Raw genomic sequence first — 16,980 nt, forward strand, 5'->3', positions numbered from 1 at the left:
CTTCTTCCTACCTTCTTCCTACCTTCTTCCTACCTTCTTCCTACCTTCTATTTTGTATATAATAAACGGACAATTTCTGGCGAAATTGTCCGTTATAAATCCTCGGCAATTATGAATTATTAATTGCAACTGTAAGTAACGAATTTACTTATTTTATTACGGAAACTCATGTTCTTTTTTATTTTGGTCTGCAAACAAGCCAATTTTTGCAAACTCAGCATTTCAGCTTATCAACAGACCAAAATTACCCATTAAAAAGAGCAGCAACCAACACCCCATTACCCTATTTAAACAAGCAACAACTGAAAAAAAATACAGAATAAGTTATTAAATATATAAGGTACAAACAGCAAGAATTAACAAAAAACATACTTTTTCTATAATTTTTCTTGTCAAAAGTTTGCAGGTTTGGAAAAAGTTCGTATCTTTGCATCGCTTTTGAGAACGAGAGCAACATCAAAACAAAACATGGTGCCCATAGTTCAGTTGGTTAGAGCGTCAGATTGTGGTTCTGAATGTCGTGGGTTCGAGTCCCACTGGGCACCCAACTTAATCCTGCAAATAAAAATTTGCAGGATTTTTCTTTTTAACACTTCGACAAAATCCAAACCCACCTAAAACATTAAAACGAAAAAACGAGGTAAAAATTTGTACAATACGGAAATAAAATGTATTTTTGCAAAAATACGTGTACCTTTAAGATGCAAGATATATGAAGAAATTTATACTTATCCTATTCTTTACGTTAGTTTGTTTTGCGCCAAAGGCAATGGCTATGGGCAGCAGCGAGCCTAACTTCTCGGTTGAGGAAGAAGTTTCGGCTGTATCTATCATCGCTACAGACCAAGGCGTAAGAGTTCTGAACGCAAACGGAGCAACCCTCGAGATTTACAATCTCGTGGGCGTTAAGATTGCATCGTACAGAATAGATTCAACAGACAAGAACATAACGCTAACGCTTGGCAAAGGTTGCTACCTGTTCAAGGTGCGTGGCGTTGTTAGAAAGATTTCCATCAGATAACGAATGAGTTTTTCAAAAAGTGAAGCACTTCTATTTTTCATACTAACTCTTTTCATAGGAAGTTGCCAGTCAGACAAAGTTGAATATCCAAATAAAAATCTAACGTTCGAATCGTTCGGAGAACTCCGCGACTCGGCTTATATGCTAAGCTACTCCCAGATTACAGGAGTAGCCGAACGTTTTTCTCGTAAGTACTCAGACTCTACTCTGGTAGACCGTAACAACCGAAAATATTACCGCGAAAACAACCCTATCGTCTGGTCAGACAGATTCGGCATGGCACATCAGGCCGACACAGCAATGAAGTACATCCGCAAGGGTTATGAGCATGGCATTTCTCCGAAGACCCTGTACCTTAGCAACATTAACGATTGCTATAAGCGTCTCAAAAGACTGAATTTCGACAAGAAGCACCCGATAAGCAAAGTGCTGGGCGAGTTCGACTATTACATGTCGAAGTCGTTTCTGCGCTATACCTGCGGAATGCAGTTCGGCTTTATCGACCCGTGCGACATCTTGAACCACTTCAGCGAGGACGATGACACCTGTCAGCCGAAAGTTCTCTTCGACCTCGACATCGCAAAGAACTCAAACGAATACATCGACAGCATACGTGCGCTTGCAAAGCACAACAAAATTGGCAGTCTGCTTGCCGAAGTTCAGCCTACAGACTCTATCTACAAGCAGATGCAGGCAATGTATATCGACATTACACGACACAGACCCGACACCGTAAAGCTCGACAGCGCAGATGTTGTGCGTCTTCTGCTTAACATGGAGCGTCTGCGCTGGAAGCCAACGCTGAAACGCGGAAACAAATATGTAGAAGTCAACATTCCGTCGTACACGGTGCGAGGCGTGGACTACGAAAGGCATTACATCGAGGAAATGAAGGTGGTTGTAGGCAAAAAGAACCATAACACTCCTATCCTCAGCAGCATGATAAAATGGGTTGAGATAAATCCGCAGTGGACTGTGCCTAAGAAGATTCTACGCAAGGAAACTCTTGCGGGGTACGCCAAGGACAAGAACTATCTGGCAAAGCACGACCTTAGGGTTTACGAAAAGGTTATGAAACCGAACAGCGACAGATATCAGCTGAAGCCAGTAGACATATCCAGTCTGAAGAATCCTAACGAGATTCTGAAAGAGAAATACAGCGTAAGGGAATCGCGAGGCAAACGCAGTTCTATCGGACGAATGATTTTCAGATTCGAGAACAACTTCTCGGTCTTCCTTCACGGAACACCAGAAGACTACATGTTCCGCCGCGAGAACAGAGGCGCGAGCCACGGATGCGTGCGTCTGGAACGCCCTATCGACCTGATGCTCTTTCTCTTCAACAAAGAAAAGCGCAACGACTCGCTGCTCATCGACAAAATCAGAGTAGCGACCGACCTCAAGCCGCGCACAAAGCAGGGCTACGAAAAATATCTGAAGAACAAGAAAGATAACGAAATAACATATTTTTCAAGGCTGTTCGACCCGAGCATTCCGCTGTTTATCAGATACTTTACAGTCTACCCAGACCGCAAGGACTCGCTTTGTTTCTACAAAGACAACTACAAGTACGACATGGTTCTGTGGAGTTATCTGAGCGACTACTCCGACGTACAGAAATGGCTCAAGGCGAAGTCTAAGCCTGCAAGAGTACAGTATCTCACGGGCGACGCTCTAAGAAAGAAACGCGAGGAAAAAGCCGAGCGCGAACGCAAGGAGCAAGAAAGACTCGAAAAAGAGGAAGCAAAGAAAGCCAAGGCAGAGGAGACTCTGAAGAAAAAGAAAACAGACAACAATAATTCTTCGGACAAAAACAGCCCAAAGGATAGCAAAAACAAAAAGAAGTAAGATGCTACTATCAGAACTAAAAACCGGAGACAAGGCAGTTATCGTAAAGGTAATGGGCCACGGAGGATTTCGCAAACGCATTGTCGAGATGGGATTCATCAAGGGCAACACCGTAACCGTTTTGCAGAACGCGCCTCTGAAAGACCCTATCGAATATAAAGTACTCGGATACAAAATATCGCTGAGAAGAGAAGAGGCAAACATGATTGAAGTCATCAGCGAGGAAGAGATAAAAAAACAGATTGAATCAGACAACACAAAAGCCAGCGACAGCAAAATCACGGTCTCGGAAGAGATTATGAGACAGAAGGCAAAAGACAAACGCCGAACGATAAACGTGGCTCTCGTAGGAAATCCGAACTGCGGAAAGACATCTCTCTTCAACATAGCATCGGGCGGACACGAGCACGTTGGAAACTACAGCGGCGTTACGGTAGATGCAAAAGAGGGCTTCTTCGACTTTCAAGGATACAAGTTCAGACTCATCGACCTTCCCGGAACATACTCACTATCAGCATATAGCCCCGAAGAGCTTTACGTCAGGAAATACATAATCGACCAGACTCCAGATGTTATAATAAACGTCGTAGACTCGTCTAACATTGAGCGAAATCTGTACCTCACAACTCAGTTAATCGACATGAACCTGAGAATGGTATGCGCCCTGAACATGTACGACGAACTGGAGAAAAGCGGAAACAAACTCGACTATCACTCGCTTGCAAAACTGCTCGGAGTGCCGATGATTCCGACGGTGAGCCGAAACGGACGCGGAATTGAACAGTTGTTCCACATCATCATCAACATCTACGAGGGCGGCGACTTCATAAAGGCTGACGGCTCGATAAACGAGAATGTCCTGAAAGACATTCAGGAATGGCACAAGGAAAACGTGTTTGCACCAGAGCATGCCGAGCATCTTGCTGACTTTACGAGCGAGCACGGCTTCGGCGACAAGAATGCGAAACACGCCTACCGCCACATTCATGTAAACCACGGTGCTGACCTTGAGCAGATAATCTCGCACACTCAGCACGAAATTGGCAAGAACGAGAATATCCGCTCGCGCTACTCTACCCGATTCCTCGCCATCAAGTTTCTCGAAGGCGACAAGGACATCGAGTCGATTATTGCCGAAATGCCAAACAGCAAGAAATTGCTGAGCATCCGCGAGAACGCGCAAAGGCAGATTAAAGACCTGAGTTACGAATCGCTCGACAGCGCGATAACCGATGCTAAATTCGCCTTCATACAAGGCGCATTGAAAGAGACTTACGAGCCGAACAAGGTTGAACAGAGAACCATAACGGACAAGATAGACGCCATAGCAACGCATCGCTTCTGGGCATTCCCGATATTCATATTCATTCTTTACGCGATGTTCCAATGCACATTCACCATCGGACAATATCCGATGGACTGGATTGACTGGTGCGTGAACCAAATCGGACAGCTGGTAAACACTTATATGCCAGACGGTTCGCTAAAAGATATGATTGTAGATGGAATAATCGGCGGCGTGGGAAGCGTCATCGTCTTCCTTCCAAACATCCTGATACTCTACTTGTTCATATCATTGCTCGAAGACTCTGGCTACATGGCAAGAGCCGCCTTCATCATGGACAAACTGATGCACAAGATGGGACTTCACGGAAAGTCGTTCATTCCGCTGATAATGGGTTTTGGCTGCAACGTGCCTGCCGTGATGGCTACCCGAACCATCGAGAACCGCAAGAGCCGACTAATAACAATGCTGATATTGCCGATGATGTCGTGCAGCGCCCGGCTGCCAATATACATCGTGCTGATAGGCGCATTCTTCAGCCAGTACGCAAGTCTGATAATGCTTTCAATCTACGTCACCGGAATCGTAATGAGCATCTTGCTGGCGCGAATTTTCAGCAAGTTTGTGATGAAGGGCGACGACTCTCCTTTTGTTATGGAACTTCCGCCATACCGAATGCCAACCGCAAAATCGGTAATCAGACACACGTGGGAGAAAGGTGTTCAGTATCTTCAGAAGATGGGAGGCGTTATTCTTGTAGCGAGCATAATCGTCTGGTTCTTAGGATATTTTCCTCGCCAGCAAGAGGGGCAGACCATTGCCGAGCAGCAGGAAAACTCATACATCGGCAAACTTGGAAAGAGCATCGAACCGATATTTGAGCCGATGGGCTCGAACTGGAAACTCGATGTCGGACTCATCTCTGGAATCGGAGCGAAGGAATTGGTTGTGAGCACCTTGGGCGTTCTCTACAACATCGATGAGGAAGAGGCTTCGGAAGCATCCGAGAGCATTTCGGCAAACACAAACATGAGCCATCAGTTGGCAAAGGAGATAACTCCGCTGGCGGCATACGCCTACATGCTGTTCGTGCTCATCTACTTCCCTTGCATAGCCACAATTTCAGCAATCAAAGGCGAAAGCGGCAAGTGGAAATGGGCTATATTCACCGCTGTCTACACCACTGTTCTGGCGTGGTGTGTGGCTACTGCATTCTATCAGATTGGCACCTTCATTCTGAAATAAAAAGGTAACAATAAAAGTTTTTTGCTATTTTTGCAGATTCTGAAGAAAACAATTTAAAAACAACAACAAAATACCAATGATTACATTTAGTATAGCAATCGTATTGCTAATTCTGGGTTACCTTGTCTACGGCGCGATAGTCGAGAAGATTTTCGGCACCGACAAGGACCGCAAGACACCATGCTACACCTGTGCCGACGGTGTAGACTACATTCCGATGAAAACATGGAAGGTTTACCTTATCCAGTTTCTGAACATCGCAGGAACAGGACCAATCTTCGGAGCTATTCAAGGAATTCTTTTCGGCCCTGCGGCCTATCTATGGATTGTTTTCGGCTGTATTTTCGGCGGAGCGGTTCACGACTTCCTTTCAGGAATGATTTCGATGCGCGAGAACGGAGCAAGCCTTCCCGAACTGGTTGGAAAGGAACTTGGCGACAGGGTGCGCTTCGTTATGCGACTCTTCTCGCTTGGACTGATGATTATGGTGGGCGCGGTCTTCGTAACCACTCCGGCAGGACTTCTTTCGAGCATGACAGCCAACTGGGGCTTCTTCGGAACACCGCTTTTCTGGAGCATTCTGATTTTCACTTACTACATACTCGCAACGCTTCTTCCAATCGATGCGCTTATCGGTCGCATCTACCCTATCTTCGGAATAGCATTGCTGATAATGGCAGCCGGCGTTTTCGGCGGAATCTTCATCAACAGCGGCAGTATGCCAGAGATTACCGAGGCTTTTGCCAACCATCATCCAAAAGATAATCTTCCGCTGTTCCCGATGCTGTTCATAACCATCGCCTGCGGAGCTGTGAGCGGATTCCACGCAACACAGAGTCCGATGATGGCAAGATGCCTGAAGAACGAGAAGCACGGTCGCAGAGTTTTCTACGGCGCAATGATTACCGAAGGAATCGTGGCACTTATCTGGGCTGCCGCAGCAATCAAGTTTGCCGACAGCTTTGATGTTCAGGGTGACACTCCTTACCAAAAACTGCTCGCCATCATGGCACCCGAGGGCAAGATGAATCCGGCTATTGTGGTAAATAGCATCTGCCAGACATGGCTCGGCCCTGTTGGAGCAGTACTTGCTATCCTTGGCGTTGTGGCAGCACCTGTAACATCGGGCGACACGGCGTTCCGTTCTGCCCGACTCATCACAGCCGACTTCCTGCACTTCGACCAGAGCACCATCGTTAAGCGTCTGATGCTGTGCGTGCCTATTTTCGTCATCTCTGGAATCCTGATGAGCATCAATTTCGACATTCTGTGGAGATACTTTGCATGGGCAAACCAGACTTTGAGCATCTTCACATTCTGGGCAATAACCGTATGGCTGGCTCGCCGAAAGAAGTGTTTCTACATCACGCTCATCCCTGCCTTGTTCATGACTATGGTCTGCACGGCCTACATCACCATCGACAACAATGGTCTCGGACTTCCGCAGAACATTGGATACATCATCGCAACAGCCGTTACGGCATTGCTGCTCGGTCTGTTCATCTATCATTACAGAAAAGGGCTTTCTACGGAGGGCTTAAAATTAAAATAAAAAACATTCATTAACCCAAACCAAAAACTATTTTATATGGCAAAGAAGATAGACAAACACATATGGCTGCCACTGGTACTCTTTGTGTATTTCACAGGCATGGCAGTATATTTCATTCCGCGCAACAACGAGATGACCGACACGATGAAGATTGTTACCATCGTAGTTGGCTATCTCATTGTGGCGGCTCTCTACTTCGCTCTGAAAAAGAAAAAGAAGTTGCAGAACGAACGCGAGGAAAACATGAAGAACTCCGATACTGAACAAACTAATATCAATAACAACTAAGTAAAGATGAAAGCAATTAAGTTAGCCATTCTTCTGGCGGTATCGCTCGTATGCAGCAACGCCAAGGCACAGTTCAACGAGAGCACTTACATCGTAAACGCCTCGGTTACAGGCTTGAACATCGCCTACAACGAGACAGAGAAACTGAATGCCGAAGTAGACATCTCGGCTGGTTCGTTCGTTATGGACAACTTCGCCATTTTGGGAAACATCGGCTCTAAGTTCAACAACAACGGAAACCAGAAGTTCTATATCGGAGCCGATGCACGTCTCTATACAAATTTCGGAATCTATCTCGGAGCAGGACTCGAATACAATTATCTGAGAGCCACCGACTGGAAGGGAATGATGTACGACCTTCACCTCGGATATGCATATTTTCTGAGCCGAACGGTAGCCATTGAGCCGGCATTCTACTACAAGCATGCCTTCAACGAGAAGGACAAATACGACTACGGATTCAAGATTGGATTCGGCTGTTACTTCTAAGCAAAAACAGAACAACAATTTAGGGTGATACGTTTTTACAAAATTCTGATGATAATGCTATTGTGCGCTTGCGATAAGGTGAGCGCACAATTGTGCATAAATGCTGATAACTACAGTTACGCCCCCAAGCACGAAATCAGGGCGGTGTGGCTGACAACTCTGTGCGGACTTGACTGGCCTACAACGCGTGCAACCGATGCATACAGCGTTCAGGTTCAGCAGCAGGAACTGATAAACATTCTTGACGCCTACGCGGCTGCCAAGATAAACACCGTGTTCTTTCAGACACGCATCAGAGGAACAGTATCTTACCCTTCGCAATACGAGGCGTTCGACTTTGCCTTTACCGGAAACTATGCGCAGTCGCCGGGCTACGACCCGCTTGCCTTCGCCATCGAAGAGTGCCACAAGCGCGGTATGGAATGTCATGCGTGGGTTGTAACCGTACCGTCGGGCAACACCGACATCATCGGAAAACTCGGCAATCTGAGTACAAAGGCAAAATATCCGTATCTGTGCAAGATGTACGACGGCATCTGCTATCTCGACCCTGGACATCCGGAGACGAAATACTATCTTGCAAACATCTGCAAGGAGATTGTTGAGCGATATGACGTTGACGGAATCCACATGGATTACATAAGATATCCCGACAATCCGACACGCTTTCCTGACAACGACACATTCGCCCAATACGGCGCAGGACAGCACAAAAGCGACTGGCGCAGAAACAACATCACAGCCATCGTGCGCGAGATTTTCACCACGGTGAAACAGGTAAAGCCTTATGTAAAAGTAAGTTGTTCGCCTCTCGGAAAATATTACGACACAACAGGCTACTCATCAAAAGGATGGAATGCTTGGGGCACTGTGTACCAAGATGTTAAGCGTTGGATGATTGAAGGCATCGTTGACATGATTTTCCCGATGATGTACTTCCGCAACAACGACTTCTTTCCTTTTGCCTACGACTGGCTTGAGGCAAGCAACGGTCGTCCCGTAGTACCGGGAATCGGACTCTACTTTATGGAAGAGGCTAACTGGCCGCTCGAGGACATAAAGCGCGAAATTAACGTGATGCGCACACAGGGAACAGGCGGTCAGGCATATTTCCGCTCGCAATTCTTTACGGGCAACACAAAGGGCATTTATTCGTGGCTCGCAGGTTCGGTTTACAAATACAACGCAACAGTACCAGCCATGACATGGCAGGATGCCAATCCGCCTTCACCGCTGAGCGCAATACGCGGCACAAAGACCGTCGATGCCATCACCCTCGAATGGGACAACGGATTCGATAAGGAAACGGGCTGGAACGTAACGTACAACATCTATGCCAATCCGACGACATACCCTAACGTAGAGGATGCAAGGAACATTCTTGCCACTCGATTAAGATTTCCGAACTTCAGGTATCCGACGAATGCTGACAAAGGTGCATGCCCCTACTTTGCGGTTACGGTTGTTGACCGATTCGGCAACGAAAGTCAGCCGACATTCTTCAACCCAACAACAAAGCAAGAGCGCAACACGCTCCACAACGACGGTAGCGTTCTGCAAGTGCCTGTAACAACAAAATTCGTTGGTCTGTACATCTCTAACCTCGCCGGAAGGCACATCAGAAAATCGCCATACGGCAGTCAGGTTGATATAAAAGACCTTCCGAAAGGCGCGTATCTGCTTTGGGGCGTTAAGCGCACCGACCTTCATCTCGAAAAAATAGGAATATTCATAAAAATGTGATAAAAATATTATGGAAAAGTTCGAAATAAACATACTGGGATGCGGCTCGGCGCTGCCCACCACTCGCCATTATTCAAGTTCGCAAGTGCTGAATATCCGCGAGAAACTTTATATGATTGACTGCGGAGAAGCCACACAGATGCAACTTCGCAGAAGCAAACTGAAATTCAGCCGTCTGAACCACATCTTCATCAGCCACCTGCACGGCGACCATTGCTTCGGTCTGATAGGACTGATTTCTACATTCGGACTGCTTGGCAGAACGGCAAGTCTGCACATATACGCACAGAAGGATCTGGAAACAATCCTGAAGCCACAAATTGAGTATTTCTGCAAGGGAATAACATACGAGGTTGTTTTCCACACCATAGACCCTACGAAGCACGAGATGATTCACGAGGACCGCTCGGTAGAGGTTTACAGCCTTCCGCTAAGGCATCGCGTGCCATGCTGCGGTTTTCTTTTTAAAGAAAAACCTACCCTGCCAAACATAAAAAGGGATATGATTGATGCATACAACATCCCAACGTTCATGATTCCGAGGATAAAGGCAGGCGAAAACTACATCACAAACGATGGCGACGTAGTTCCGAATGCACGTCTTGTAATTCCTGCTCCACAGCCAAGGAAATATGCCTATTGCAGCGACACAATGTATATTCCCGACACGCTTGTGCCGCAGATTATGGATTGCGACCTTCTGTTTCACGAAGCAACATTTGCCAACGACAATTTGCCACGCGCCAAAGAAACGTGCCACAGCACCGCAGAACAGGCCGCAGACATCGCAAAACTGAGTCGGGCAAGAAAACTGCTCATCGGACATTTTTCGGCGCGCTACGAAGACGAAAGCGTTCTTCTGAAAGAAGCACAGAAAATATTCATGAATACAGAACTGAGCAGAGAAAATATGGTTGTAAAACTATAAAAAGAGCGAGACAAAAATCGTTTTGATTATTGCCTCGCTCTTTTTTATCTCAGTTCCTTCAGAATCTGCTTTAAATTACCAAGGTTCAACAGCGTTGTCGATGTTACTACACCGTCTCCATTTATCGGATATTTCGTTACCGTAAAATGAAGCAGTCTGTCAAATTGGTCAACCTTGATTCTTGTCGACTTCCATTCGTCGTCCTTCTCTTTTATCGAATAAACCAACGGAGAAAGTTCTTTCTTCTTAGCCTTTCCGTATTCAAGAAGTTTCTCCACGAAGAAGGTCAAATCGGCCTTGCCTGCAAACTTAATAACAACTCCAGCCTTCTGTCTGTACTCAATGTCTCTGAAATCGTTGTCGTCAAAGACCTCGAAAGTCCAACAATCCGCCATTGTCGTTTCCAACTTTTCGTTTTGGTCTGTATCAATCGAAATCTTGAATTTTCCACAAAACTCCATCTGAGCAGAAACATTCTGCACTGCAAAAGTGAGAAATACGGCAACAATAAGATATTTCAACTTATTTTTCATCCTTGTACTTGTTTCGTTCGCCATACAAACAGCCGAATCCATTCCCCATTTACAACCACTGCAAACGGCAGAGCCGCACTCATATATTTCATCGGCTATTGTATAAATATAATTACGGCGTGCAAATATAGTGTTTATTTCTTATATTTTCATATCTTTGCCATCAAAAATAGCAATATGATAAACGAAATTCTGAAAAATATACAGATTGAGAATCTGAACGAGATGCAAAACGCGGCCTTGAAAGCCACGTCGAAACAAGTTATGATTTTCAGTCCTACAGGAAGCGGAAAGACCGTTGCCTTCCTGCTTCCGCTTATTCAACGACTGCGCAAGGACATCAACGGAGTGCAGGCTGTAATCATTGCACCGAGTCGCGAACTGGCCTTGCAGATTGACAGCGTAATAAAGAGTATGCGCACACCTTTCACATCTGTTGCAGTCTACGGTGGAAGAGCCGCAATGGACGAACACAGAACGATAAAGAGCCTAAATCCGACAATCATCATCGGAACTCCGGGACGACTGAACGACCATCTGAAAAAAGGAAACTTCAGCACAGTTGTGGCAAGCAATCTGATTATCGATGAGTTCGACAAATGTCTTGAACTCGGTTTCATGAAGGAGATGACCGAGGTTTTGCAGCAACTCGACAAGGTCGAATACAGAATGCTGACATCTGCCACACAACTAAACAGCGAGGAGCAGGAACGCGAAGCCAAAAAGGATTTCGCACGACTTAACGCGCTGCTTGGCGGAATGCATTCATACAAAGTGCTCAACTTTCTTGAGGACAGCACAGAACGCGATGCCAGAATCAACGTCTACAAGGTAGATTCGCCAGAGAAGGACAAACTGAACACTCTTTTCAATCTTCTTTGTCAGTTGGGCGAACAGCAGAGCATCGTCTTCGTAAACTACCGCGAGAGCGTTGAACGCACGGCAAAATTCCTGAAGCAGCAAGGCATCTTCTGCGAATATTTTCACGGCGGAATGGACCAAGATCTTCGCGAGCGCGCCCTCTACCGATTCAGAAACGGAAGTTGCAACGTATTCGTAAGCACCGATTTGGCGGCACGCGGACTCGACATCGAGGCGGTAGACAACGTGATACACTATCACCTGCCGCTGAATGCCGAAGCATTTGTGCATCGCAACGGACGTACGGCAAGATGGGACAAGACCGGCAACGCATACATCATCGTAGGTCCTGAAGAAACGGCTCTCGACGAATGGCAGGCAAGCGATTTCGAACTGAAGGTGGGCGAATTCACAGTCTCAACCCCGAAATGGATTACTATATATATAGGTAGAGGCAAGAAAGACAAACTGAACAAGGTAGACATCGTAGGATTTCTGTGCAAACAGGGCGGCTTGCAGAAAGACGAAATCGGTCAGATTGACGTGATGGCACACCACAGTTACGTTGCCGTTGCAAGAAAAAAGGCGAAACAGATGCTTTCTAACACATCGGGATTAAAGATTAAAAATCAAAAGACAATTATCGAGATTAGTAAATAATTATAATCAATTTATTCAAAAGTTGCACTATTTTTAACATTTTTGTAAAATTAGTTTTGTTATGCAACTTTTTTTGAGTAAATTCGCCGCGATTTTTTTAATGTAGGAATAACTAATAATCAATTTATAAAACAAACATCAAATGAAAAAGCATAATTTCAATGCCGGACCATCTATCCTCCCACGCGAGGTTATCGAGGCTACAGCAAGCGCTTGCCTTGATTTTAACGGATCAGGTCTTTCACTTATGGAAATCAGCCACCGTGCAAAAGATTTCCAGCCAGTTGTTGACGAAGCAGTTGCTTTGTTCAAGGAACTTCTCGACATTCCTGAGGGTTACTCGGTTCTGTTCCTTGGTGGTGGTGCGAGCTTGGAATTCTGTATGGTTCCTTACAACTTCCTTGAGAAGAAGGCTGCATACCTTAACACAGGTGTTTGGGCAAAGAAGGCAATAAAGGAGGCTAAGGCTTTCGGTGAGGTTGTTGAGGTTGCATCTTCTGCAGATACAACTTACAACTATATTCCAAAGAAGTTTGAAATTCCAGCCGATGCCGACTATTTCCACTTCACATCTAACAACACAATCTACGGTACTGAGATTCGCAAGGACTTGGATTCTCCAGTTCCATTGATTAGCGATATGTCATCAGATATCTTCTCACGTCCTATCGACGTTGCAAAGTACAACTGTATCTACGGTGGTGCTCAGAAGAATCTTGCAATGGCAGGTCTTACTTTCGTTATCGTAAAGAACGATGCTCTTGGCAAGGTAACTCGCCACATCCCAACAATGCTCGACTATCGCACTCATGTTGATGGCGGCTCAATGTTCAACACTCCTCCTGTAGTTCCTATCTACTGCGCACTTCAGAACCTTAAGTGGATTAAGAAGATGGGTGGTGTAGAGGCTATGGACAAGCGTGCCAAGGAGCGTGCCGAGATTCTGTACAACGCTATCGATTCTTCTAAGATATTCCGTCCAACAATTCTTGATCCAGAGGATCGTTCAATCATGAACATCTGCTGGGTAATGAAGGACGAGTACAAGGAGCTTGAGGCTGACGCAATGAAGCACTTCACAGAGGCTGGCATGGTTGGCGTTAAGGGCCACCGTTCAGTAGGCGGTTTCCGTGCATCTTGCTACAACGCCATGACTGTAGAGAGCGTTCAGGCTCTTGTTGACAGCATGAAGGCTTTCGAGGCTAAGCACTAATAAAATACACCCAACAGAAAGGCTCATGCAAATGGGCCTTTTTTTGCTTTTATAGCAAGATTCAACTAAAAGAAAAACAAACAATTAACAAACAAAATAATGACTAAGGTATTAGTAGCAACAGAAAAGCCTTTTGCAGCAGTTGCAGTTGAAGGCATTAAAAAAGAGATTGAAGCAGCTGGTTTCGAACTTGCACTTCTTGAAAAGTACACAGAGAAGGCTCAGCTTCTCGATGCAGTTAAGGATGTTGACGCACTTATCATACGTTCAGACAAAGTTACTGCAGAGGTTCTCGACGCTGCAAAGAATCTGAAGATTGTTGTCCGCGCAGGCGCAGGCTACGACAATGTTGACCTTGAAGCTGCAACTGCTCACAATGTTGTTGTAATGAACACTCCGGGCCAGAACTCAAACGCAGTTGCCGAGCTTGTTTTCGGTATGCTCGTTTACGCTGTTCGTAACTTCTACAACGGCAAGGCAGGTACAGAGTTGAAGGGCAAGAAGCTTGGTATCCTCGCATTCGGTCAGGTTGGCCGCAACGTGGCTCGCATCGCTGCAGGCTTCGGCATGGATATCTACGCTTACGATGCTTTCTGCCCAGCTGACGCTATCGAGGCTGCTGGTGTTCACGCAGTTGCTTCACAGGCTGAACTGTTCAAGACTTGCGACATCGTTTCTCTTCACATCCCTGCAACAGCAGAGACTAAGCAGAGCATCAACTACGACCTCTGCTCAACTCTGAAGAAGGGCGCAATCATCATCAATACTGCCCGCAAGGAGGTTATCGACGAGGCTGGCCTCATCAAACTGATGGAAGAGCGCGAAGACTTGAAGTACATCACCGACATCATGCCTGATGCTAACGACGAGTTCGCTTCTAAGTTCGAGGGTCGCTACTTCTCAACTCCTAAGAAGATGGGTGCTCAGACTGCCGAGGCTAACATCAACGCTGGTATTGCAGCAGCAAAGCAGATTGTAGGCTTCATCAAGGAAGGTATTACTAAGTTCCAAGTTAACAAGTAATTATCAGAATACAGTACTATGCACATTGCAAGGCTCTGTGCATAGTACTTTTTCCTTTTCTCAGAAGATATATAACCTTGACAAATAGCATAACCCTATGCTAATGCTACAAGACTGAATAATACACACAAAACTTTTTCAGAAAATATAAAAAGACTAAAATATGGCAATTATAAAACCATTCAAAGGCATCCGCCCACCAAAAGACTTGGTCGAGAAGGTAGAAAGCCGTCCTTACGACGTTCTCGACTCTGAAGAGGCTCGCGCCGAGGCTGGCGACAACGAGATGTCACTCTATCACATCATCAAGCCCGAAATAGACTTTCCAGTAGGAACATCGGAATACGATCCGCGCGTGTACGAGAAGGCTGCCGAGAACTTCAAGAAATTCCAGGACAACGGATGGCTTGTTCAAGACGAGAAGGAGCAATACTACATCTATGCACAGACCATGAACGGAAAGACACAGTACGGTCTGGTTATTGGCGCATACGTTAACGACTACATGACAAACGTGATAAAGAAGCACGAACTTACACGCCGCGACAAGGAGGAAGACAGAATGAAGCATGTTCGCGTGAACAACGCAAACATCGAACCTGTGTTCTTTGCATATCCCGACAACAAGGTTCTTGACGAACTTGTAAAGAAATACACTAAGACAACTCCAGAATACGATTTCATCGCCCCTGTAGACGGTTTCGGACACAAGTTCTGGATTATCAGCGACGATGCCGACATCAAGACCGTAACGAAGGAGTTTGCCGACATGCCGTCGCTCTACATTGCCGACGGACATCACCGCTCGGCTGCCGCTGCTCTTGTAGGCGCAGAGAAGGCAAAGCAGAACCCAAATCACAAGGGCGACGAGGAATACAACTACTTTATGGCCGTGGCATTTCCTGCAAGCCAGCTGACAATCCTCGACTACAACAGAGTTGTGAAAGACCTTAACGGACTCTCTTCCGAGCAGTTCCTTGAGGCTCTGAAGAAGAACTTCGATGTAGAGAAGAAGGGCGAGGCAGAATACAAGCCTCAGCAGTTGCACGAATTCTCGCTCTACCTCGACAACAACTGGTACTCGCTCAAGGCTAAGGAAGGAACATACGACAACAACGACCCTATCGGCGTTCTCGACGTAGATATTTCGAGCCGTCTTATCCTTGACGAGATTCTTGGCATAAAGGATTTGCGCAGCGACAAGCGAATTGACTTTGTTGGCGGTCTGCGCGGTCTGAAAGAACTGAAGCGCCGCGTTGACAACGGCGAAATGCGAACCGCACTTGCACTCTACCCTGTCTCAATGCAGCAGATTATGGACATAGCCGACAGTGGCAAGATTATGCCTCCAAAGGCTACATGGTTCGAGCCAAAACTCCGTTCTGGACTAATTATTCACAAGTTGAGCTAAATAAACATTCGATAAAAAGTTCCGCAACCGTCATGGATTTGCGGAATTTTTTTTGGGGACATTACAAATGACTTTGGGTAAGGTGCTCGTCTCGAACGAATCCCGAAGGCATCCCGAACTTTCCGGCTTGCTTGACCGTATCTTCCACGTACCTTCCAACTTACCAGAACGTTCCTTGACGCTATTTTGTGTTTACCAAAAGGTAAAAAAATCTACTTATTCTATAATTTTGAATTCTCAATTATAAATTGATAATTTCAACTTTTTACAAAAGAAATTGTCAACTGCAATTGCAAACTGCATCAATATACGCTTTGTCGAACCTTCCCCCTTGCTATCCCCTTACTATACCCCTCTTGCTACCCCCTACCTAAAAAGGACTTTTTTTGCCACTTTTTTGCATAATAACGCCCAATTCCGTATATCCATACCGATTAAATATGCAATATACTGGCACACATTTATAAATGTTGTGAGTTTGTGATAGGCTCATTCCCTAAGCAGGCAGCAAAAGTTCTATAGTATAATTGCAATAATACGGAACTATCAAAAAAGTTTGCGACACGTCACAAAAGTAAGTCTCACAAAACATCCGTCCCTAAAGCCACACAAAATAAAGCAGAAGAAAAAAGCAATCAAAAAAGGAGGGTGTGTCAAAATAGGCACATCCTTTTTTTATATCAAAGCCCCGACTTTCTCAAGCCAGGGCTTCGTTATGTCGTAAAGTTTTCGTATCTTTACAACATGCAATATAAAATGCAACAAAGATACCACTTTCGTCCGTATTCTCCAAATCAGACGATACTTTTTCCTCAGAGAATCGACAAGGACATTGCCCAGGACGACCCAGTCCGTCTTGTGAGCAGCGTAGTTAACAGTT

13 protein-coding genes and 1 tRNA gene are annotated in these 16,980 nt (G+C 45.7%); 13 read left to right on the forward strand and 1 reads right to left on the reverse strand.

All coding sequences use genetic code 11. The annotated features are described in order from the left end of the window. Nucleotides 1-471 precede the first annotated feature (471 nt). From T538_RS0112700 to T538_RS0112740, 9 genes are all read left to right on the forward strand, one after another. A tRNA-His gene (locus T538_RS0112700) sits at nucleotides 472-545 on the forward strand. A 167-nt stretch (nucleotides 546-712) separates the two neighbouring features. Continuing rightward, nucleotides 713-1,021: a T9SS type A sorting domain-containing protein gene (locus T538_RS0112705; protein WP_031535931.1), complete on the forward strand. Its 309-nt coding sequence runs from the start codon at nucleotides 713-715 to the stop codon at nucleotides 1,019-1,021. Between the two features lie 3 nt (nucleotides 1,022-1,024). Beyond that, nucleotides 1,025-2,869, forward strand: coding sequence for a L,D-transpeptidase family protein (locus T538_RS17260; RefSeq protein ID WP_031535933.1), 1,845 nt, complete (start codon nucleotides 1,025-1,027; stop codon nucleotides 2,867-2,869). Nucleotide 2,870: 1 nt separating this feature from the next. After that, on the forward strand, nucleotides 2,871-5,399 hold the full coding sequence (gene feoB / locus T538_RS0112715) for a ferrous iron transport protein B (protein ID WP_031535935.1): 2,529 nt from the start codon (nucleotides 2,871-2,873) through the stop codon (nucleotides 5,397-5,399). 76 nt (nucleotides 5,400-5,475) lie between these two features. Continuing rightward, nucleotides 5,476-6,951: a carbon starvation CstA family protein gene (locus T538_RS0112720; RefSeq protein WP_031535936.1), complete on the forward strand. Its 1,476-nt coding sequence runs from the start codon at nucleotides 5,476-5,478 to the stop codon at nucleotides 6,949-6,951. Nucleotides 6,952-6,987: 36 nt separating this feature from the next. After that, on the forward strand, nucleotides 6,988-7,239 hold the full coding sequence (locus tag T538_RS0112725; RefSeq protein ID WP_034539142.1) for a hypothetical protein: 252 nt from the start codon (nucleotides 6,988-6,990) through the stop codon (nucleotides 7,237-7,239). 6 nt (nucleotides 7,240-7,245) lie between these two features. Continuing rightward, the gene (locus T538_RS0112730) at nucleotides 7,246-7,728 is read left to right on the forward strand and encodes a hypothetical protein (RefSeq protein ID WP_031535941.1); all 483 of its coding nucleotides are present in this window, start codon (nucleotides 7,246-7,248) and stop codon (nucleotides 7,726-7,728) included. A gap of 48 nt (nucleotides 7,729-7,776) precedes the next feature. Beyond that, complete coding sequence (locus T538_RS0112735; RefSeq protein WP_051656082.1) at nucleotides 7,777-9,471, forward strand: glycoside hydrolase family 10-like protein; 1,695 nt, start codon at nucleotides 7,777-7,779, stop codon at nucleotides 9,469-9,471. Between the two features lie 10 nt (nucleotides 9,472-9,481). Next, nucleotides 9,482-10,399, forward strand: coding sequence for a ribonuclease Z (locus tag T538_RS0112740; RefSeq protein WP_031535945.1), 918 nt, complete (start codon nucleotides 9,482-9,484; stop codon nucleotides 10,397-10,399). Between the two features lie 44 nt (nucleotides 10,400-10,443). On the opposite strand, the gene T538_RS0112745 is transcribed toward T538_RS0112740, so the two are convergent. Further along, nucleotides 10,444-10,932, reverse strand: coding sequence for a hypothetical protein (locus tag T538_RS0112745; RefSeq protein ID WP_031535947.1), 489 nt, complete (start codon nucleotides 10,930-10,932; stop codon nucleotides 10,444-10,446). 177 nt (nucleotides 10,933-11,109) lie between these two features. Between T538_RS0112745 and T538_RS0112755 the strand changes: the two genes are divergently transcribed. From T538_RS0112755 to T538_RS0112770, 4 genes are all read left to right on the forward strand, one after another. Then, a complete protein-coding gene (locus T538_RS0112755) occupies nucleotides 11,110-12,453 on the forward strand; it encodes a DEAD/DEAH box helicase (RefSeq protein ID WP_031535949.1) in 1,344 nt (447 codons plus the stop codon). Between the two features lie 142 nt (nucleotides 12,454-12,595). Then, nucleotides 12,596-13,666: a 3-phosphoserine/phosphohydroxythreonine transaminase gene (serC, locus tag T538_RS0112760; RefSeq protein ID WP_031535951.1), complete on the forward strand. Its 1,071-nt coding sequence runs from the start codon at nucleotides 12,596-12,598 to the stop codon at nucleotides 13,664-13,666. A gap of 99 nt (nucleotides 13,667-13,765) precedes the next feature. Beyond that, entirely contained in the window at nucleotides 13,766-14,689 is a 924-nt protein-coding gene (locus tag T538_RS0112765; protein WP_031535953.1) for an NAD(P)-dependent oxidoreductase, read from the forward strand. Between the two features lie 163 nt (nucleotides 14,690-14,852). Continuing rightward, on the forward strand, nucleotides 14,853-16,100 hold the full coding sequence (locus T538_RS0112770) for a DUF1015 domain-containing protein (RefSeq protein WP_031535955.1): 1,248 nt from the start codon (nucleotides 14,853-14,855) through the stop codon (nucleotides 16,098-16,100). Nucleotides 16,101-16,980 lie beyond the last annotated feature (880 nt).

The sequence above is a fragment of the Bacteroides sp. Ga6A2 genome (genome assembly GCF_000702225.1).
In the GTDB taxonomy this organism is placed as follows: domain Bacteria; phylum Bacteroidota; class Bacteroidia; order Bacteroidales; family Bacteroidaceae; genus Ga6A1.